General features: G+C 33.7%; 17 protein-coding genes. 10 read left to right on the forward strand and 7 right to left on the reverse strand.

What is annotated here, in order from left to right:
* Positions 1-37: 37 nt before the first annotated feature.
* The 8 genes from AC1QSP_RS09875 (at position 38) to AC1QSP_RS09910 (ending at position 10,011) form a co-directional block, all read left to right on the forward strand.
* The gene (locus AC1QSP_RS09875; RefSeq protein WP_484078552.1) at positions 38-634 is read left to right on the forward strand and encodes a thymidine kinase; all 597 of its coding nucleotides are present in this window, start codon (positions 38-40) and stop codon (positions 632-634) included.
* Entirely contained in the window at positions 621-3,086 is a 2,466-nt protein-coding gene (locus AC1QSP_RS09880) for a bifunctional UDP-N-acetylmuramoyl-tripeptide:D-alanyl-D-alanine ligase/alanine racemase (RefSeq protein WP_484078553.1), read from the forward strand. The genes AC1QSP_RS09875 and AC1QSP_RS09880 overlap by 14 nt, the downstream gene beginning before the upstream one ends.
* A gap of 99 nt (positions 3,087-3,185) precedes the next feature.
* Positions 3,186-5,399 (forward strand): patatin-like phospholipase family protein, encoded by a 2,214-nt coding sequence (locus tag AC1QSP_RS09885; protein ID WP_484078554.1) that lies wholly within the window; start codon positions 3,186-3,188, stop codon positions 5,397-5,399.
* A gap of 4 nt (positions 5,400-5,403) precedes the next feature.
* Positions 5,404-5,826 carry an rRNA maturation RNase YbeY gene (ybeY, locus tag AC1QSP_RS09890; RefSeq protein WP_322971455.1) on the forward strand — a complete coding sequence of 141 codons (423 nt, stop codon included), beginning with the start codon at positions 5,404-5,406 and terminating at the stop codon, positions 5,824-5,826.
* A 57-nt stretch (positions 5,827-5,883) separates the two neighbouring features.
* Positions 5,884-7,752 carry a tRNA uridine-5-carboxymethylaminomethyl(34) synthesis enzyme MnmG gene (gene mnmG / locus AC1QSP_RS09895; RefSeq protein ID WP_484080401.1) on the forward strand — a complete coding sequence of 623 codons (1,869 nt, stop codon included), beginning with the start codon at positions 5,884-5,886 and terminating at the stop codon, positions 7,750-7,752.
* A gap of 3 nt (positions 7,753-7,755) precedes the next feature.
* On the forward strand, positions 7,756-8,649 hold the full coding sequence (locus AC1QSP_RS09900) for a class I SAM-dependent methyltransferase (RefSeq protein ID WP_484078555.1): 894 nt from the start codon (positions 7,756-7,758) through the stop codon (positions 8,647-8,649).
* Between the two features lie 126 nt (positions 8,650-8,775).
* The gene (locus AC1QSP_RS09905) at positions 8,776-9,291 is read left to right on the forward strand and encodes a hypothetical protein (protein ID WP_484078556.1); all 516 of its coding nucleotides are present in this window, start codon (positions 8,776-8,778) and stop codon (positions 9,289-9,291) included.
* Positions 9,292-9,309: 18 nt separating this feature from the next.
* The gene (locus tag AC1QSP_RS09910) at positions 9,310-10,011 is read left to right on the forward strand and encodes a YiaD family glycine zipper/OmpA-like lipoprotein (protein ID WP_484078557.1); all 702 of its coding nucleotides are present in this window, start codon (positions 9,310-9,312) and stop codon (positions 10,009-10,011) included.
* Positions 10,012-10,061: 50 nt separating this feature from the next.
* Here the strand turns inward: AC1QSP_RS09910 and AC1QSP_RS09915 are convergent, their stop codons facing one another.
* From AC1QSP_RS09915 to AC1QSP_RS09930, 4 genes are all read right to left on the reverse strand, one after another.
* Positions 10,062-11,153, reverse strand: coding sequence for a hypothetical protein (locus tag AC1QSP_RS09915; protein WP_484078558.1), 1,092 nt, complete (start codon positions 11,151-11,153; stop codon positions 10,062-10,064).
* Between the two features lie 114 nt (positions 11,154-11,267).
* The gene (locus AC1QSP_RS09920; RefSeq protein WP_484078559.1) at positions 11,268-12,671 is read right to left on the reverse strand and encodes a chloride channel protein; all 1,404 of its coding nucleotides are present in this window, start codon (positions 12,669-12,671) and stop codon (positions 11,268-11,270) included.
* A gap of 25 nt (positions 12,672-12,696) precedes the next feature.
* Positions 12,697-13,407 carry a pirin family protein gene (locus AC1QSP_RS09925; RefSeq protein WP_484078560.1) on the reverse strand — a complete coding sequence of 237 codons (711 nt, stop codon included), beginning with the start codon at positions 13,405-13,407 and terminating at the stop codon, positions 12,697-12,699.
* A gap of 452 nt (positions 13,408-13,859) precedes the next feature.
* Entirely contained in the window at positions 13,860-14,810 is a 951-nt protein-coding gene (locus tag AC1QSP_RS09930; protein WP_484078561.1) for a 2-hydroxyacid dehydrogenase, read from the reverse strand.
* Between the two features lie 261 nt (positions 14,811-15,071).
* Here AC1QSP_RS09930 and AC1QSP_RS09935 point away from each other — a divergent pair, with 261 nt between their 5' ends.
* Complete coding sequence (locus AC1QSP_RS09935; protein ID WP_484078562.1) at positions 15,072-15,497, forward strand: SufE family protein; 426 nt, start codon at positions 15,072-15,074, stop codon at positions 15,495-15,497.
* Between the two features lie 7 nt (positions 15,498-15,504).
* Positions 15,505-16,497, forward strand: coding sequence for a glycosyltransferase family 9 protein (locus AC1QSP_RS09940; protein WP_484078563.1), 993 nt, complete (start codon positions 15,505-15,507; stop codon positions 16,495-16,497).
* Positions 16,498-16,544: 47 nt separating this feature from the next.
* Here AC1QSP_RS09940 and AC1QSP_RS09945 read toward each other — a convergent pair whose 3' ends face one another.
* The 3 genes from AC1QSP_RS09945 to asnA all read right to left on the reverse strand — a co-directional run bounded on the left by AC1QSP_RS09945 (position 16,545) and on the right by asnA (position 20,841).
* Entirely contained in the window at positions 16,545-17,222 is a 678-nt protein-coding gene (locus AC1QSP_RS09945; protein ID WP_484078564.1) for a LysE family translocator, read from the reverse strand.
* A 43-nt stretch (positions 17,223-17,265) separates the two neighbouring features.
* Positions 17,266-19,425: a ribonuclease R gene (rnr, locus tag AC1QSP_RS09950; protein ID WP_484078565.1), complete on the reverse strand. Its 2,160-nt coding sequence runs from the start codon at positions 19,423-19,425 to the stop codon at positions 17,266-17,268.
* A 411-nt stretch (positions 19,426-19,836) separates the two neighbouring features.
* Complete coding sequence (gene asnA / locus AC1QSP_RS09955) at positions 19,837-20,841, reverse strand: aspartate--ammonia ligase (protein ID WP_484078566.1); 1,005 nt, start codon at positions 20,839-20,841, stop codon at positions 19,837-19,839.
* Positions 20,842-21,070 lie beyond the last annotated feature (229 nt).

Below are 21,070 nucleotides of genomic sequence, written 5' to 3' on the forward strand. Positions count from 1 at the left end.
GCTTTTCATTTCTAATAAACACTAACATATCTTTTTTATGTTTATCGAAAATACATTTCAAGATCATAACAAAACAGGTTGGATAGAAGTCATCTGTGGTTCAATGTTTTCTGGTAAAACAGAAGAATTAATTCGTCGTTTAAAGCGTGCTGAATTCGCTAAACAACGGGTCGAAATTTTTAAACCAACAGTAGACACGCGCTATGCTGATCGTGAAGTGGTGTCTCACAATCAAAATGCTATTACAAGTACGCCAGTCGAATACTCTTCAAGTATCTTATTATTAGCTGACGATTGTGATGTGGTAGGAATTGACGAAGCGCAATTCTTTGATGAAGGTATTGTCGATGTTGCAAACGAATTAGCCAATCAAGGCAAACGCGTCATTGTCGCAGGATTAGATATGGACTTTAAAGGTCGACCATTCGGACCAATGCCTAATTTAATGGCCACTGCCGAATATGTAACTAAAGTACATGCCATTTGTGTACGTACTGGTGGTTTGGCACACTATTCGCACCGTATTATCGATAGCGAAAAGTTAGTCGAATTAGGAGAAACTTCTGAATATGAACCGTTAAGCAGACGTGCGTATTGGGAAGAAAATAACAAAGTAAAAATTGAAAAGTTATAAATTACAAACTATAGCAGCGATCGTCTCTGGTCAATTGATTGGAGATGATCAAACGCCTATCGAACAAATATTTTTCGATTCTCGTTTAATTGTTCATCCAAAAAATGCCATTTTCTTTGCCCTTTCTGGGAATCAAAAAGATGGACACTCTTATATCCAAGATGCTTATCATAAAGGCATACGAACATTTGTTGTTCAACACCCCATCACTCAATACAACCAAATAAATCAAATCATTGTTGATCATCCTTTACAGGCTTTACAAGTATGGGCTAAATTTCATCGCCAACAATTTGATCTTCCCGTTTTAGGAATCACCGGTTCCAATGGTAAAACAATCGTGAAGGAATGGTTGAATCAATTGTTGTGGAAAAAATTCAACATCGTTCGCAGTCCTAAAAGTTATAACTCGCAATTGGGTGCAGCATTATCGGTCCTTCAAATGGAAGAAGATCATAATTTAGGCATTTTCGAAGCTGGAATTTCAATGCCAAACGAAATGCAACGTTTGGAAGAAATGATTCAACCAACCATTGGAGTCTTAACAAAAATTGGTGACGCTCATCTCGAGAATTTTTCATCCCAAGATGAATTGATTCATGAGAAATTAAAATTATTCCGACATGTTGAAAAATTGGTGTACAATGTTGAAAATTCAAAATTGCATCATATCCTTTCAACTCAACCCGAATTTTCTCATATTGATAAATTCACTTATGGTTATTCCGATTCTGCTTTAGTTCAAATTAAGGAAATTATACATCAAGAATCAAATACAGAAATTTCTATTTTACATAATGATGAAATTTTCACATATGAGATTCCTTTTACGGATGATGCTTCCATTAAAAACAGCTTAATTTGTTTAACGACATTAATCGGTTTAAATATTGATTACAAACAATATAAATCGAATTTTAAAGAACTTTTACCCATCGAAATGCGTCTTGAAATTAAGGAAGCCATTAACAATTCAATCATTATTAATGACACCTTTAATTCAGATTTAAATTCTTTAAAAATTGGTTTAAATGTTTTAAATCAACAAAAGAAAGATCGTAAAACATTAGTCTTAACTGATATTTTACAAAGTAATCTTTCAGATGTTGAATTGTATCAACAAACAGCAGATTTAGTTAATCCCTATCAATTCACAGAAGTTGTTTTAATTGGAGATAAAATCTCAACATACAAAGACTTGTTCACTTCATATGTTCGTTCATACAAAACAACAGATGATTTTTTAGAACAATTTAAAACACAAAATGTGTTTGACGAAGCCATTTTATTAAAAGGCGCTCGACCATTTCAATTGGAAAAAATTTCAGAAGAATTAGAAACTCGTACTCATGATACAGTACTCGAAATAAATCTTCAGCATTTGATTGAAAACATCAAAACCTATCGCTCCTTGTTAAAACCATCCACCAAAATGATGTGTATGGTAAAGGCGAATAGCTATGGTGTCGGAAGTTATGAGGTGGCCAATGTGCTTGAAAATAATGGAGTGGATTATTTGGGTGTAGCCATCGCCGATGAAGGGAAAGAGTTACGTAAAGCTGGTATCACTTTACCAATTATTGTGATGAACCCAGAACAAAGCAGTTATTCTACTGTTATCGATTATCAATTGGAACCTGAAATTTATAGTTTCCGTGTTTTAGATCTTTTTGTAAAAAAACTGAAAGAAAAACAGATTTCAAGTCCATATCCCATCCACATTAAGTTGGAAACGGGGATGAATCGTTTAGGATTTCATGAAGAAGAATACGATCAATTGATTGAAACTCTAAAAAATACACCACAAGTTTTTGTACAATCGATTTTTACTCATCTAGCTACGGCCGATATGGAAGATGAAAAGGAGTATGTCAATTATCAATTTGGACGTTTTAATAATGGATATCAAATCCTTTCTGAAGGTCTTAATATCAAGCCCATCAAGCATTGTCTAAACTCACCTGGTATTGTCGCCTATAATGATCATCAATACGATATGGTTCGCTTAGGAATCGGAATGTATGGCTATTCAGAATATTCCGATTTTATGAACAAACGATTAAAACCTGTCGTTCAATTCAAAACGGTAATTTCTCAGATATCTGAACTTAAAGTTGGAGAAACTGTTTCCTATGGCCGCCGTTTTACAGCACAACGACCTTCACGTATTGCTACATTACCTGTTGGCTATGCCGATGGTATTCGTCGTTCATTAGGTTATGGAAAAGGGAAAGTAGGTATTCATGGAAAATTAGCTCCAATTACTGGAACCATATGCATGGACATGATGATGATTGATGTAACCGACATTGATTGTAAAGAAGGTGATGAAGTGATTATTTTTGGATCGTATCCAACATTAGCTGATATTACCAAAGATCTTGATACCATTCCATATGAAGTTTTAACTTCGATTGATCAGCGGGTCAATCGTGTATATTATAAAGAATAAGAACATAAGAGTGATGATAACATCACTCTTTTTTATTTCCAAAGGCTAAACCATTCCATCAAAAATTAAAGTATCTTTATAAGAACTAATCCAATTCTCATGAAGCTAAAGCGACTTTTGATAGCCATTTTATGTATTCCTATAACAACCATTGCCCAAGATACTATTCAGGAAAAACAACGTCCTAAAGTGGGGGTTGTTTTAAGCGGTGGAGGTGCCAAAGGATATGCGCATATTGGTGCATTAAAAAAAATTGAAGAAGCAGGAATTACAATTGATTACATCGGCGGAACGAGTATGGGAGCAATTGTCGGTGGATTATACGCCGCAGGATATTCGCCTGATGAATTAGAAACAATTATTCAACAAATGGATTTAACTTCTCTGATCATTAATGAAAAAGACCGTGAAGAAATTCCATATTTTGAAAAAACAAATAGTGAAAAATACATATTAGAATTACCTTTTAATAACTTCAAATTATCCATTCCACAAGCCATATCTTCAGGCCAAGGACCATTGGATTTATTAACCTATTTGTTCAGACATGTTCATAACATTAAAGATTTTAAACAGCTTCCTACACCGTTTATTTGTATTGCCACTGATATCGAAACAGGTGAAGAAAAAGTATTTGATTCTGGATTTCTGCCCCAAGTCGTTTTAGCCAGTGGTGCATATCCATCCATGATCAAACCAGTTAAAATTGATAACAAACTTTACATTGATGGTGGTGTTTTAAATAATTTTCCTGTGAAAGAGGTCAAAGATATGGGAGCCGATATTATTATTGGAGTAGATTTACAAGACCCGTTAAAATCTCAAGACGAATTAGATTCTGCTACGGATGTATTAATGCAAATCATCAAGTTTAATATGGAGAAACGTTCAGATGAACAACGCCAATTGGTAGATGTTATGATTACTCCAAAATTAGATGGGTACAACGTCGCTAGTTTTAGTGAGGTTCAACCCATACTTCAACTAGGTTTGCAAGCCGCAACTGAAAAAATGGATGAATTACGAAACATTGCTGCAATACAAGGAGCCACAGAAAAGAGAAATAATCTCGATCTTAAAGATTATATATTAATCCGTGATGTTGATATTAAAGGTGCTGAAACATTTAATAAAAATTACATTGAGGGAAAATTAAAAATTAAAAGTCCTCAATTGGCAAGTTATGAACAAATTCAAAAAGGAATTAATCGATTATATTCTTCAGGAAATTTCAACAAAATTCAATACAAATTGGATGAAGTGGAACCGAATGATTATAATCTTACATTAAATATTTCCGAAAATCCAACAAAACAAAAAATCAGATTTGGTTTACATTACGATGATTTTTTTAAGACCAGTTTATTGCTGAATTATACCAATCGAAATTTCATTTTTAAAAATTCAACGTTATCGACAGATTTCATTGTAGGTGATCATATGCGTTATAATATCAATTATTTTATCGACAATGGATACTTACCAAGTGTCGGAATTCGATCTCGCATGTATCGTTTCAAAAAAGAGATTGATTTATCTGAATTCAGGGATGATAATTTTTCAACGTTGAATCTATTGAATTATACATTTAACGATTTTGTGAACCAAATTTATGTCCAATCCACAATCAAAGAACGTTATGCATTTGGATTTGGATTAGAACATCAATATTTAGAATTATACACCAAAAATTTACAGGATACAGAAGAATTTCCATTCTCCATAGATGACCGTGGAAACTATTGGAAAGCTTATGCTTATATAGGGGCAGATAGCAGAAATAATCCTAACTTTGCATCGAAAGGAATTATGTTTAATTCGTCTCTAAAATATCTATTTGATTCAAATGTTAAAGACTTTGATAAAATTTATGAATTAGAGGCCGATTTAGAAGCTAATTTTCACATTAATAATTTCCTAAGTTACAGATTTACTGCTAACTTTGGAACCTTTTTCAACGGGAATAATACTGGACCACAAAAGTTTATGGTCGGTGGATATGTGAGACAACGTTTTCTGAATTATACCCGCTTTTATGGTTTACCTTTTGCTACGGCAATTGCAGATAATAAATTAATTCTGGGATCAGAATTGCAATTTAAAATTTTAAAAAATCATTATGCTGGGGTATTCCTAAACGTTGCCAATGTTGAAGATCGTTTAGAGCATATTCAGCTGTTGGATTATACCTATGCTGGTTATGGTGCAAAATATGGTTATGATAGTCCATTAGGTCCTATTCATTTTATTTGGGCTTATTCTCCACATACCGAAAAAGGACTTTTTAATTTAAGCTTAGGCTATTGGTTTTAGAACAATGATAGAATTATTTTACGAATCAGATTTCGAATTAAAGGACGAACAAATCTGGATAGATTGGATTACAGAAAGTATGAAAAATGAAGGTAAATCGGTTGAAGAACTGAATTATATTTTTTGTGACGACGAATATTTATTAGAAATTAATCGTCAATATCTGGATCATGACTATTATACAGATGTTATTGGTTTTGATAATTCGCATGACGACATCTTAACAGGAGATATTTTTATCAGCGAAGAACGTGTTGCTGATAATGCCAAACAGAATAATGTCTCTTTCGAGAACGAATTAGCTCGCGTAATGATTCATGGGATTCTTCATTTTGCGGGTTATCCCGATAAAGGTGAAGAGGAAAAACGAATCATGACCGAAAAAGAAGATTTTTATTTAAATAGATTTGATTACATCAAAGCATAATGTTCCACGTGGAACATTCTTTGTTTTGATACAAAATATAAAACAAGATTTCCGATGATATTTCAATCAGAATATGACGTTATTGTAGTTGGTGGTGGTCACGCTGGTGCCGAAGCTACTGCAGCTGCAGCAAATTTAGGAGCCAAAACACTTTTGGTTACGATGAACCTACAAACGATAGGTCAAATGTCTTGTAACCCTGCAATGGGTGGAATTGCCAAAGGGCAAATTGTACGTGAAATCGATGCCCTAGGAGGTTATTCTGGTATCGTAACGGACAAAACTATGATTCAATTTAAAATGTTGAATCTATCTAAAGGTCCAGCCATGTGGTCACCACGTGCACAATCGGATCGTATGCGTTTCGCTGAAGAATGGCGCTTAACTTTAGAAGGAATTCCAAATGTAGATTTCTTCCAAGATATGGTGAAATCATTAATCATCGAAAATGGTAAAGTTTGTGGTGTACGTACAGGAATGGGAATGGAAATTCGCGCCAAAGCAGTTGTACTAACTAACGGAACTTTCTTAAACGGATTAATTCATATCGGTGAAAAACAATTTGGAGGTGGACGTATGGGTGAAGGTGCTGCATATGGCATCACAGAACAATTAACCGAATTAGGTTTTGAAGCTGGTCGAATGAAAACTGGAACTCCACCACGTGTGGATGGTCGCTCAATTGATTATTCAAAAATGATTGAACAACCTGGTGATGAAATTCCAGGTAAATTCTCATATACAGATACACCAAAATTAAAGCAACAACGTTCATGTTGGATTACATATACTAATCAAGATGTACATGATATGTTGCGTGAAGGTTTTGATCGTTCGCCAATGTTTAATGGAACGATTAAGTCTACTGGTCCTCGTTACTGTCCATCAATTGAAGATAAAATTAATCGTTTCGCTGATAAAGATCGTCATCAAATCTTTGCAGAACCTGAAGGATGGAATACCATGGAATTTTACATCAATGGTTTCTCTACATCATTACCAGATGATGTACAAGCAAAAGCTTTACGTACAATACCAGGTTTTGAAAATGCGAAGATTTTACGTCCTGGCTATGCCATCGAATACGATTATTTTCCACCAACACAATTAAAGCATACCTTAGAAACGAAAATTATCGACAACTTATATTGTGCTGGTCAAATTAATGGTACAACTGGTTATGAAGAAGCCGCTTCACAAGGTTTAATGGCTGGAATTAACGCGGCTTTAAAAGTTCAAGAAAAAGATCCATTTATTCTTAATCGTAATGAAGCCTATATCGGAGTACTTATTGATGATTTGATTACAAAAGGTACAGAAGAACCTTATCGTATGTTTACGTCTCGTGCAGAATATCGTATTTTATTACGTCAAGATAATGCCGATGAACGTTTAACGCGTAAAGGATTTGAAATTGGTTTAGCCAAAGAAGATCGTTTACGTCGTATGGAACAAAAGTATGCCAATGCTGAAAAATTAGTTCAATATTTTGAAGAACATTCAGTAAAACCAAAAGAGATTAATGAGGTAATTGAAGAACGCGATGGTTCTCCATTAGCTCAACCAAATAAAATGGTAAATGTTATTACACGACCAGAATTGAAACTTGCTGATTTTACAAAATTGGATCGTGTGGCGAACTTCATCGAAGAAAACAATATTAATGCGGAAGAGTTAGAACAAACAGAAATCCAAATTAAATACAAAGGGTATATTAAGAAAGAGCAACAAAATGCAGATAAACTTTCACGTTTAGAAAATCTTCGTATCCCAACAAATATTGATTATGATGTGATGGGTTCAATGTCCATTGAAGCGCGTCAAAAATTAAATAAAATTAGACCTGCTACTGTTGCACAAGCTTCACGTATTAGTGGAGTGTCACCAGCAGATATTAGTGTTTTATTAATCCATATGGGTAGATAATATATGAACAACGTTCCACGTGAAACAATAAAAGAAAATCCTTCCATCGAAGGATTTTCTGGTATTAAGGTATTCGATTTAAAAGATTATTTTTTAACTCAAGAAAATTTCAGCATTTATAAAGATGATCAAACGGGGGTTCATTTCACCTATCCACAACCCCTAAATGATTTATCACGCTACTACGAAAGTGAAAATTATATTTCACACACGGATGGTAAAAAATCTCTTTTCGAGAAAATTTATCAAATTGCGAAGCAATATAATTTAAATCAAAAGCTAAAATTAATTCGCGAAACTACACAAGGAAAATCCATTTTGGATTACGGATGTGGCGCTGGAGATTTTTTACAGCACATGAAATTGAACGGATTTCAAGTCATGGGTATGGAGCCTAATGATAAAGCGCGTGAAATTTCACAATCCAAAATTGGAAAGGATCATGTGGTTAATTGTGAATTAAAAGAAATTAATCGTAAATTTGATATCATCACTTTATGGCATGTTTTAGAACATATTCCTAATTTGAATGAGATTGTTAATGAATTAAAAAATCATTTAAATCCAAATGGAACCTTAATCATTGCAGTTCCAAATCATCTTTCTTACGACGCTACTTACTATGGTCAACAATGGGCTGCCTATGATGTTCCACGACACTTATGGCATTTCAATCCCGAAAGTTTAAAATCTTATTTTAACAATTTTGGTATGAAAATTGAAAATATCAGTCCGATGAAGCTAGACGCCTTTTACGTTAGTTTACTTTCTGAAAAATACAGAGGAAATTCATTCCCTTATTTTAAAGCATTCTGCGTAGGATTACAGTCGAACTTTAAAGCATCAAAAACAGGTCAATTTTCATCTTTGATTTATACGATTAAAGTCAAAAATTAAAATAAGCGGATTTAAGACATTTTTAAACACATTAAGATATAAGATGTCTAAAATTTTGCAAAACACTCTTAAATCAAAACTATAAAGGCCGTTTTTTGAAGCAATTTTGATTTAAATAAAACAACTATGAAAAAAGGAATTCTAACTTTAGCTGTAGGTACAGCTTTAATTTTTGCATCGTGTGCATCTACAAATGTTCAGAAATCTCAAATGGAAACGGGTAAAGAAGTTCGTGGAAATTGGACGTTATCTGATGTGAGCTATAGAGGGTTAGCGGATAAAGAAGTACAGGGAAATAGCTATGTTACAGAAAAAGTAGCTAGTGTATTCGATATGGCTGCTCCAGAATGTTATGAAGGTTCAACATGGAACTTAGTTCAAAACAATAAAACAGGTACGTACACTTTTAACAATTCAGACGCTGCATGTCCTACAGGTACAGCTAAAATCATATGGGATATCAAAGAAGAAGGTACAACAACCTATTTCACATTTAAAGATATTACTGGAATTAAAGCCAAGCAAAATACCGCAGGTTACCGTTTAAAAGTAGATTACTTAGATGCTAATTCTATGACATTAGTACAAGATGTTAATGCAAACGGTAAAATTGTACAAGTTGTTTATTCATTTCAACGTTAATTCAAAATCTAGATCATTATGAAAAAATTAAATACAAAATTAACAGCTTTAGTTGTCGGTGGAGCATTCGTTCTATCTTCTTGTTCAGCTGTTCAAAATGCAAATAACACACAAAAAGGTGCTGGTATTGGAGTCGTTGCAGGATCTGTAATTGGTGGAATTTTAGGAAATAACATCGGTAAAGGTGGTAACACAGCTTTAGGTGCTGTAATTGGTGCTGCTGTTGGTGGTGCTGCTGGTACAGTTATTGGAAATAAAATGGATAAACAAGCTCAGAAAATCGAGCAAGTTTTACCAGGAGCTGAAGTTGTAAGAACAGAAGAAGGAATCAACTTAATTTTAGATGAAAGTTCTAAAGTAACTTTTGAATACAATAAATCAAGTTTAACTTCAACAGCAAAACAAAATTTAGATAAATTAGTAGAAGTATTCAAAGAGTATCCAGATACTAATTTATTAATTGTTGGTCATACGGATAACGTAGGTTCTCAATCGTATAACAAACCTTTATCTGAACAACGTGCTCAATCTGTACGTGATTACTTAGTGGCAAATGGTATTGCATCTTCTCGTTTAACATCTGCAGGACGTGGATTAGAAGAGCCAATCGCTGATAATGCTACTGCAGAAGGTCGTGCAGCTAACCGTCGTGTAGAAATTGCGATTACAGCAAATGAAAAAATGAAAGCAGATGCTGAAAGAGAAGCAGGCGCTCAATAATTTAAGATAAAAACATAAAAAAAACCTTCAGATTAATCTGAAGGTTTTTTTTATTTCATATGGACGATAAACCATTTATTATTTAAATTTTCTAATGTTAAAATGTATTTTTTCGTCGTATTATCTTCTAGTGTAACTTGGGCTTCTACAACAGTCACTCGTTCATCAGCATCTAGGATTTTGGACTCCTTTACTTTTGCATTTTCTAATCCAACAATTGTATGATCGGATGAAAATTTCTGATAAGTACTCCAATCAGCACTACGCGTTAGTGCAAAAGCAGCAGAATAATTTTTCTTCGATAGATTTTGAACAAAACGATTGCTTAATGTCGTAATCATCGTCACATCTTTATTAATCACTTTCGCTACAGAATCCATTTTGGTCTCCCCTACTCCACCGACTAAGTCGTTTGGTAATTCTACCGATTTACGTTGGGTTAAATAACGTTCAGGATGTGGAATTCGAATTAATACATCTACCCGATTCGAATTAATTTTAGAAGGATCTAAATTGGAATATTTAATAATAATGCCATTGTTACGATACAATGCATCCATTGAATTAGGATCTATGGTTGCACGTTGCGTATAGATAATGGATCCGCCACTAAAAACTTCTACAGTAGCAGTTGTTGCCTTGTCTAATTGTAATTCATTGCCTTCAACATCAAAGAAAAATGGATCAATTCGGATCACATCATTTTCAGCTTTGATCCGAAAATCAAAACGTTGGATTGCTGAAACTTCTCCTTCTTTTTCTTCTGTTTCTTCCACCAAAGTAGTTGTTCCAGGCATAGGAATTCCATTGGCTAAAGGCACTTGATTTCTGTTCCACGTGAACGAATTATCTATTGCGATTTGCTCCGCAAAATCAAAGACCTCATCTGCAGTTTTACCATCCACTAAATTTCGAACGGCAGCCCAACGTTGTTCCTCATTATTGTTCGCATTTGTACGATAATGGAAAATAATGTCTAAAGCTTCTTTAAATTTTGTTTGTTGCAATAGCGGTAAATCTTTTGCAACTTTATCTACTGTTTCATTAAAAACAGTAGCATCTCTACCATCAATTTTCTGGTTATCATTCATACAACTGATTGTTGCGAATAATAAAGAAGCAATTAGTATAACTTTTTTCATATTAAGTCTAAATCCTATATGGAATTTATGGTTTTAACGATCTAAATAGTAAGGCTTTGTATTAGACACAAATCTAATATTAACTTTTGATGTGCAAAAATAAAACCAATTCTATTATTGTTGGACATTTTTAGGAACGGATTGTTCAGATTTTAATTTGATTTTCTCTTCGTCCAATTCTTTCAAAAGATCCAAAGCGATTATTTCAGCTGTTCGTTCGTAAAATGAACGTTTATCAATCAAGTTCGTAATGATATTTGCACCCCAGGCAGCTACTAACATATAGAATATAACCGAATGACGATCCGTCATTTCTAAAACTAAAATCGCACAGGTAAATGGAGAACGTGTAAACGCTGTTAAAAATGCTACCATACCAATTAGGACCAACATATTCACTTGCTTTGGTTTGAGCGTAAACAATTCTCCTACAAAAGCTCCTATGGATCCTCCAAAACTTAATGCAGGAGCAAAAATTCCCCCCGCACCTCCATTGGTAAAAGATATAATTCCATTAAATAATCGGGCAGGAATAGTGTACCATTCCACGGTCTTATCACTTTCAAATAATAAACGATCCAAAAGCAAATTTCCAGCACCAACACTATCGGAATTGGTATAAAAAACCACTGTGGAAAAAGCCATAACCGCTAGAAATCCAAAAATAAATTGGTTTCGTTTGGTTAATTTCTTTTTAAAACGATTCAGTGCAAAAGCTGCTTTCCCGAAATATGCTCCAAGAATCCCACAGCAAAAAGTCACGAGTAATAAAATAAAGAAAAAAGGCCATCCATCGGGATCTACTTTAGGGAATCCAAACACCAAGTAAGGTCCAAGAATAGTTTGAGCCGTAAAACCAGCAATAATAACTGCAGAAAAAACAGTTGTTCTTAGGTATTTTATATGATTCTTTGAAAGTTCTTCAATAGCAAATACAATTCCACCCAATGGCGTATTAAATGCTGCAGCTAAACCAGCAGCTCCGCCCGTAATAATCATCAAACGCTGTGAAATCTTTGGCCAAGAGTCAGGAATCATCTTATTGACAACATGTAAAACTGAAGCTGCAATTTGGATGGTTGGTCCTTCACGACCAACGACTCCTCCACCAAGAGACATGAAGAAACTACTTAAAATTTTGATGAAGATGATTCGAATACTTAACAGCTGATCAATGCGTTTTTTGGATTTCTTTTTGGGTAAACTCAATGCAGCCATCACTTGTGGTATTCCACTAGCATTTGAATATTTTGCAAATTTCTGAACGGATATATAAGACAAAAAGAAAAACACAGGTGCTAATAAAAACACCCATGCTTTATTTTGTTGATATATTTTTAAAAATGTTGATTCACCAAAATGAAGAATTTCGGCATATAATACAGCCAGTAAACCAATCACACACGAAGCAATCCACAACGGGATATTCTGAAAAATAAAAGCTGTTGATTCAAATCTTTTTTTGGTTGGATTCTCAACCGCTATTTTTTTGTTATTCTTTGGTTTAGGTGGATTCATTTCCGTGGCTGTTTATCCTTCAAAGTTATAAATTCATAGGAACTTCTATCAATAAAACTTGCGAATTAGCAGTGGATTTAAACTGAAATTCGTCAGCATTAATTTCAACAGCATCTCTTCGCTGTAGCAATTGACCATCCCATTCAATTTCACCATCTATAACCAGCAAAAATACCCCTTGGTTTATATCATGTGTTTTATACGTGATGACTTTCTCTTCAGAAAATTCTCCTTTATACATCCAAGCCTTTTGATGAATCCAAACTCCCTCATCATCTTGATGAGGTGATAAAATTTGATACAACTCATTTTCTTTCGCTAAGGATTTATATGAAATTTGTTGATAACGAGGCTCTACATTTTGTGTATGAGGAAAAATCCAAATTTGAAAAAATTCAGTCGTAAGGTCATCATAGGCATTCATTTCACTATGAAAAACACCTGTCCCTGCACTCATCACTTGAATATCTCCAGCTTCAATTACAGAACCTGTCCCCATTGAATCCTCATGCTTTAATTCTCCTTTGGTTGGAATGGTAATAATTTCCATATTATCATGTGGATGTTTCCCAAATCCCATTCCTCCTGTAATGATATCATCGTTCATTACACGTAATGCTCCAAAATGGATTCGAGCAGGATCAAAATAATTGGCAAATGAATACGAGTGCTTTGTATTTAACCATCCATGATTGGCTCCTCCTCTTTCTTCAGCTTTTAATATTTGATATTTCATGATTTATCTTTTCATCAAATTTACATCGGAATGTTTTCAAATGAATTGATATGGGTTAAGTAATGCATGTGTATTACGTATGTAAAACTTGTTCGTAGCGCTTCTAACTTATTAGAATTAACAATTCATAAAATATGTTAATACAATAATATTTAATCTAAAATACAATAAACTAATATTTTATAAGTTTTAAATAAGATGTTAAAAACATTGAAATAGCATTGTGGATAAAAGGTTATTCACAAATGTGGAAAACAGAAAGTCATCACAAAATACCCGACAATGGATTATACCGCTATCGAATTAAAAGTTTTTTTATGGTCATTGCTATCCGTCATAGCTTTGATTGGCACTTTTTTTATGGTATGGAGAGTGTATAAAAGTTTATCCAAATAAAAAAAGCACCTCATACAGAGATGCTTAACGGGTTATTAACATGGTTAATTATATGTTCAATTTTCTTTCCATGCTATAATCTTATCACGAATAAATTCCGCTAATTTTATTTTTGATTGATGCGTCCATCCGGCAATATGCGGAGCTAAAACAGCATTATCAGCTTCGATGAGGTATTGAAACTCTTCCGGTAATTCAGAAGCAATTAATCGTTCAAAGCTTGATTTTTCAAATTCTAATACATCAAGAGCTACACCACGTATTTTTCCAGATTTCATCGCTTCCACAACATCTTTGGTCACCACACTTTTTCCTCGGGCAGTATTGACTAAATAAAACGGATGTTTAAAACGTTGAATGAATTCTGCATTAATCATTTCTGTGGTTTCAGGAGTTTGAGGCGTGTGCAAACTGACAATTTCTGCACGCTCAAAGAATTCTTCTAAAGAAACTTGCGTTGCAAATTCATTTCCTTTGTTCGGTAAAATATCATAACAGATCACTTCAACTCCAAATCCTTGCAAACGACGAGCGAAGGCATTGCCCATATTTCCATAACCAATGATTCCTACGGTTTTTCCCATCAATTCATCCCCCCGATTTTCTTCACGTCTCCAGATCCCTTGACGAACCTCTTGATCTGCACGGCGCAAATGATGCATCAACATCAACAACATTCCTACGGCATGTTCTCCTACCGAATCACGATTCCCTTCGGGTGAATTAAACAAAATAATACCACGTTCAGCAGCATATTCTTCATCAATATTTTCCAATCCAGCCCCTACACGACCTATAAATTTTAATTGCTTTGCTTTTTCTAAAAAAGTACGATCGATAGGAAAACGTGAACGAACGATCATTCCGTCATATTGATCGATAATCTTTTCAACAACTTCTTTAGAGGAAGTATAATCTTCATCTACAATAAATCCGGCCTCACGCAATCCTTGATTCAGACATTCGTGATTCGAGTCTATGGCTAAGATTTTATATGGACTTGACATCTTTAATTTTTTATCAAATGTACAATAGATTTTTTAGACTAAATCAAAATTGACAAACTATTGATAACCTTGTTAACAACCTTTTATATTATTGATAATCAACACTGAAATTTGTTCATAACTGCATTTAATCGAATCGATTTTGAATTAAAAATACGGATGAGGACTATTTCAATTTTTCTCCTATAACCTCTTACAAAACCAATAAAATACGTCATGTTTGAAAAGCATTAATCGTATAATTCTTCATAAATTTGCAGTATGACAATTAAAGAAATTCAAAACGAAATAGTAGACGAATTCTCATTTTTTGAAGATTGGGAAGAACGTTATGAATATTTAATCGAATTAGGTAAAAGTTTAAAATCATTACCAGAAGAAGCAAAAACAGATGATAAAATTATCAAAGGTTGTCAATCTTCTGTATGGTTGGATGCAGAATTAGAAGGGGATAAAATTGTTTTTAAGGCCGACTCCAATGCCATTTTACCAAAAGGAATTGCTGCCTTATTAGTACGTATGTACAATAACCAAGCACCTAAAGATATTTTAGATTCGGATACTGATTTTATCCATGAAATTGGATTATCTGAATTTTTATCTCCAACACGTGCAAATGGATTATTAGCCATGGTAAAACAATTTAAGTTTTATGCCATTGCTTTCCAATCGAAGTTGAATTCATAAGCTTTTTATGGCGAAAAAGAGACTTTTAGCGTTGCGTTTTTCGGCATTGGGTGATGTGACAATGATTGCTCCTGTATTGGAAGAATTTATGGCGCAACATCCAGATGTGGAAGTCTATGTAGCTTCTCGACCGTTTATGGGGACAATCTTCCAATCAAATCCTAAAATCAAGTTTATTCCCATTGATTTGAAGAATAAGTATAAAGGTTTTTGGGGATTGGTCCAATTGTACAAGGAATTAAAAATTCATCAATTCGATTATGTTGCCGATTTACATCATGTCATCCGTACTAAGGTAATTACTGCTTTATTTCGATTAAATGGTACAAAAACAGCAACTTTAGACAAAGGAAGAGCGGAAAAAAAAGCCTTGATTCATCAAGAGCATCGTGTTTTTCAACAATTAAAGTTAACAACAGAACGCTATGCCGATGTTTTTCGAGCTTTGGGATTCACACTTCACTTATCACACCAACTAAAGCCTTCATTCAACAAAGAAGAAAAAGCGATTGGTATTGCTCCTTTTGCCGCATTTAAAAGTAAAATGTATCCTATCGAAAAGATGAAAATAGTGGCTAAAAAATTAGCCGAAAATGGTTTTAAAATTTATCTCTTCGGTGGTGGTTCAAAAGAAGTTGAAGAGTTAAAAACGTGGGAAGAATTTCATCCCAATATCCATTCTTTAGCCGGGACATTGAAATTTGAAGAAGAATTAGAAAAGATTGCATCCTTACAAGTGATGATATCTATGGATAGTGCTAATATGCATTTAGCTTCTCTCAAAGGAACACGTGCAATCTCCATTTGGGGAGGAACACATCCTTATGCAGGATTTTTAGGCTATGGACAATCCTATGCAGATGTTATTCAAGATGAAACCTTAGCTTGCCGTCCTACTTCTATCTTTGGAAAGGACCCGAAAGGATTTGAAAATTTTGATTATTTCCAAAACTTAAGTGCAGAATATGTTTACGAAGAAATTCTTCGTAGAATCCAATAAAAAAAGCCATTTCGCTTGAAATGGCTTTTTTTTATGTTGATTTTATTTTAATCATTTTGTTGAATCAATTGATTCTCTATTTTTTTGTCAATTTCTTTGAAGAAACCAAACCCTTTCAAAGAGATGATAATTCCGAAAATTAATAAACAAATACCGACTCCTCTTCGGATTTTAAAAACCATTTCATCATTGATTTTTTTCTGTAATTTTCCTGCAAGGAAAATTTTGGCCAAATCAATTGAAAAATAGGTAATTAATATGACTCCCATATAGAGGATAAAATCTTTTGGATCTGGATACTTAATCATAATTGATGATACGATTACAAACCAAAATACGATTACTCCAATATTTAAAAGATTCATCACAAACCCATTAAAAAAGGTACGTGAATAGTTTTTGCTTACTAATTGTTCGTCGTTCTCTAAGTGCAACTTTGGTTTTGAAAAGTACATAAATATCCCATAGATAATTACAAAAAATCCTGCGATAATATATATGCGATAGAATTTTGGATGAGTTGTCACATAGTCTGCAAAATCTTTACTCCCAAAATAGGCCGCTGCGATACATAACATATCGGCCGCTATTACTCCTAAATTCAATGTAACCGCTGATTTCCAACTTTTTCTAATACTGGTCTCTATCAATAAAAAGAAAACAGGACCTATTAAAATTGTACTCAGAACAAAACCAATCAGTATGGCTGATAAAATTAATTCCATAACTTGATTTAAGGGCTGCAAGATAATACTTTATCTCGACATATTAATCCTCTACCATTTCGAAGTCTAATTGCTTCTTCATCAGGTCAGCATTCACCACCTTAATACGAATTGGATCCCCTAATTGATATTTCACTCCTGTACGACGTCCAACTAAAGCATAGTTTTTATCATCGAAAAAGAAATGATCACCTTCCATATTACGCGAACGAACTAAACCTTCACAACGTGTTTCAGGAATTTCAACAAATAATCCATACTCTTGAACTCCTGTAATAAAAGCATCAAATGTTTCCCCTACAAATTGCTCCATGTATTTTACTTGCATGAATTTAATAGAATCACGTTCAGCATCTGAAGCCACTTTTTCTCGGGCAGAACTATGCTTGCACTTTTCTTCATAAGTGTCTGCATTTGGTGATTTTTTTCCGTCTAAATAATCTTGTAATAAACGGTGCGCCATAATATCAGGATAACGACGAATAGGTGATGTAAAATGCGAATAATAATCAAATGCTAAACCATAGTGTCCAATATTTTCTGTGGAATATTTGGCTTTTGCCATACAGCGTAAAACCAAAGTTTCAATCATATTTTCTTCAGGTTTTCCTTTAACATCTGCTAACAACTTATTGATGGATTGAATAGTTGTTTTACGATCTCCTACCTCTAATTCGTAATCGAATTGGCGAATGAATTTTTTTAAATCCAATAATTTATCAGGATTTGGATCATCGTGAATACGGTAAACGTAAGTATTTCCATTCTCTTTTCCTTTTTTATCCAAACTCACAAATTCAGAAACTTTTTTGTTGCATAACAACATGAATTCCTCAATTAATTTATTGGAGTCTTTAGCGATTTTAAAGAAAATTCCTTCTGGATTATGATCATCATTCAAATTGAATTTAACTTCAATTTTATCAAAGTTAATGGCTCCCACTTTCATTCGTTGGGCACGCATAATTTTAGCTAATTCATCTAATTTTAAGATTTCATCTCTAAAATCCCCATCTGCACCTTCAATAATTTCTTGGGCTTCTTCATAAGTAAAACGTCGGTCCGAATGAGTTACTGTACGTCCAAACCACGTATTGACGATGTGGGCATTATCATCCATTTCGAATACCCCTGAGAACGTATATTTATCCTCATTTGGTCGCAATGAACAAGCGACATTCGATAAAATTTCAGGTAACATTGGAACTACGCGATCTACTAAATAAACTGATGTAGCACGCTCGTACGCTTCTTTTTCTAATAAAGAACCTGGACGAACATAGTGTGATACATCCGCAATATGAACACCAATTTCCCAGTTCCCATTCTCTAATTGACGGATAGACAAAGCATCATCAAAGTCTTTGGCATCCTTTGGGTCAATGGTAAATGTTGTGATATCACGCATATCACGACGACGAGCAACCTCCTCTTCCGTAATACGCGTATCAATATTATTGGCTTCTTCTTCTACTTCAGCAGGAAATTCTGCCGGTAAACCATACTCCAATAAAATGGCATGGATTTCAACATCTGTTTCTGTTGGGTCACCCAGCACACGGATGATTTCACCAAATGGAGAATTAGAACCCTCTGGCCAGTTTGATAAACGAACAACCACTTTTTCACCCGGTTTTGCACCATTAAAACGTTCTTTAGGAATAAAGAAATCATGATTTCCGTTTTGCATCACGACAAAACCAAAATTGCCATTTTTCCCTAACTCAAAAATTCCTGTAAATTCCGTTTTATTACGATGAATAATCTCTACAATTTCACCTTCTAATTTTGAACTTTGTCGTTTTCTAGGGTACAGATAGACACGAACTTCATCGCCTTGTAAAGCATTTTTTGTTCGTCCTTTTTGTACAAAGATATCTTGTTCAAAATCTTCTACAATGATATAAGCACTTCCCGAAGACGTTAAATCTACAGTACCTACATAGTAGTCTTTCGTCGCGTTGACTTTATATTTACCACGTTCTACTTCTTCGATTTTTTTATCGGCTAATAAAACGTTAATATTTTTAATTAATAATTCAACTTCAATACGGTTATTTAACCCGATTGCCGCTGATATTTGTTTATAATTTAAAGCTTTCTTTGGATTCTGAAATAATACCTCAATGATGGCTTTGGTATATTTGGTGATGTTTTTCTCTTTTTTTGAAGCTTTATTATTTTTAAAATTCTTTCTTGGCATAATTTGTTTTTTCCTCTGATATCTCATGATATCACTCTAAATTTAATTTCTCTATCAACACCTTAACAAATTAGAATTCAATCAAATAATAACATATTCATATAAGATGTTAATAACCTTAATAACATAACCGACGCAAAGGTAAGATAACTTTTGCGGAGTATAACCTATTGGCGAGGAAGTATCTACTTCGGTTGAGTAAATGATTGTTATACATTGTAGCATAATGCTAAAATTGAGCCAAAAAATATTTTATACCTTTTCCCTTTACATCATCCAGTTATACACACCGTAATATCATTGAATATAAATGCATTAACACCCTTATTCTACACTTATTAACATCCAATATTCGGGGATTTAAAGAAATAAAAAGAGGTTTAACTTCTCATTAAACCTCTTTTTAAAACGCTATAATAATTCGATACCTTCTGTTATAAGTTGTTTTTTAGTTTCTCCATCCCAAATGCTTGGTTGTACTTCTCCGATATGTTTTCGTTTTAGCATAAACATGGCTAAACGGGATTGTCCAATCCCACCTCCTATGGATTCTGTTAATTGATCTTTTAATAACAATTGATGATAATACAATGCTTGTCGATCCAATGAATTTCTTATTTTCAATTGTTTTAATAAAGCTTCTTTATCTACACGTATTCCCATGGAAGATAATTCAAACGCTTGTTCTAACACAGGATTCCACACCAAGATATCACCGTTTAATCCCTGAAAACCAGCAGCATTATCTGTACTCCAATCGTCATAATCTGCAGCTCGAGAATCATGATATTCACCATTTGTTAACAATCCTCCAATCCCATAAATAAAAACGGCTCCATACGCTTTTGCAATTGCATTTTCACGTTCTTTTGGGGTATGATTCGGATACAATTGCAACAATTCTTCTGAAGAAATAAATTTGATTTCTTTTGGTAAAACCGCTTTTAATTTTGGATATCGTTCTTCTACCAATTTTTCGGTAATACGCATGGCATCATAAATGGAACGTACAGTCGCTTGTAGATAATCCAACTGACGATCTTGAGGTAAAATGACTTTTTCCCAATCCCATTGGTCAACATAAATCGAATGGATAGGCGAATAATCTTCATCTGGACGCAAAGCTTTCATATCTGTAATAATCCCTTCACCCGCTTCTAATTCCAATTCTTTCAATCGAATACGTTTCCATTTTGCTAACGAATGCACAACAACCGCTTTCTGATCCCCTAATGATTTAATCGGAAATTTTACAGGGCGCTCAATACTATTCAAGTCATCATTGATACCTGTCCCATCTAAAACCACTAATGGTCCAGATACTGGAATTAAATTAAGATGGTGTTGCAAATGTGTTGCAAATTGATCCTTAACAAATGATATGGCTTGTTCTCTTAATAATAATGCTCTGCTCATTTCTCTTTCTTTAATAATTAAATCATTTTCATTTTTCTGATGTCAAAAGTAAAATGGATTTAAATAAAAGATTTCATAATTAAACAAATTGATTCATTTATTAAAAATTTATCAACAAGTTAAACAACTCGTAGTTTACGTTTTAAACTTATTCCCTTAATAAAAGGAGTAAAATAAACCATGAAAAAAGGCTAATTCAGTCGAATTAGCCTTTGAATGGAATAATATC

It is taken from the genome of Faecalibacter sp. (assembly GCF_057177045.1).

Coding starts and splice junctions, on each gene's coding strand:
- asnA (WP_484078566.1), bottom strand. CDS start 20,841: ATGAGCAGAGCATTATTATTAAGAGAACAAGCCATATCATTTGTTAAG.
- rnr (WP_484078565.1), bottom strand. CDS start 19,425: ATGCCAAGAAAGAATTTTAAAAATAATAAAGCTTCAAAAAAAGAGAAA.
- ybeY (WP_322971455.1), top strand. CDS start 5,404: ATGATAGAATTATTTTACGAATCAGATTTCGAATTAAAGGACGAACAA.
- AC1QSP_RS09910 (WP_484078557.1), top strand. CDS start 9,310: ATGAAAAAATTAAATACAAAATTAACAGCTTTAGTTGTCGGTGGAGCA.
- AC1QSP_RS09920 (WP_484078559.1), bottom strand. CDS start 12,671: ATGAATCCACCTAAACCAAAGAATAACAAAAAAATAGCGGTTGAGAAT.
- AC1QSP_RS09875 (WP_484078552.1), top strand. CDS start 38: ATGTTTATCGAAAATACATTTCAAGATCATAACAAAACAGGTTGGATA.
- AC1QSP_RS09940 (WP_484078563.1), top strand. CDS start 15,505: ATGGCGAAAAAGAGACTTTTAGCGTTGCGTTTTTCGGCATTGGGTGAT.
- AC1QSP_RS09935 (WP_484078562.1), top strand. CDS start 15,072: ATGACAATTAAAGAAATTCAAAACGAAATAGTAGACGAATTCTCATTT.
- AC1QSP_RS09905 (WP_484078556.1), top strand. CDS start 8,776: ATGAAAAAAGGAATTCTAACTTTAGCTGTAGGTACAGCTTTAATTTTT.
- AC1QSP_RS09930 (WP_484078561.1), bottom strand. CDS start 14,810: ATGTCAAGTCCATATAAAATCTTAGCCATAGACTCGAATCACGAATGT.
- AC1QSP_RS09925 (WP_484078560.1), bottom strand. CDS start 13,407: ATGAAATATCAAATATTAAAAGCTGAAGAAAGAGGAGGAGCCAATCAT.
- AC1QSP_RS09945 (WP_484078564.1), bottom strand. CDS start 17,222: ATGGAATTAATTTTATCAGCCATACTGATTGGTTTTGTTCTGAGTACA.
- AC1QSP_RS09915 (WP_484078558.1), bottom strand. CDS start 11,153: ATGAAAAAAGTTATACTAATTGCTTCTTTATTATTCGCAACAATCAGT.
- AC1QSP_RS09900 (WP_484078555.1), top strand. CDS start 7,756: ATGAACAACGTTCCACGTGAAACAATAAAAGAAAATCCTTCCATCGAA.
- AC1QSP_RS09885 (WP_484078554.1), top strand. CDS start 3,186: ATGAAGCTAAAGCGACTTTTGATAGCCATTTTATGTATTCCTATAACA.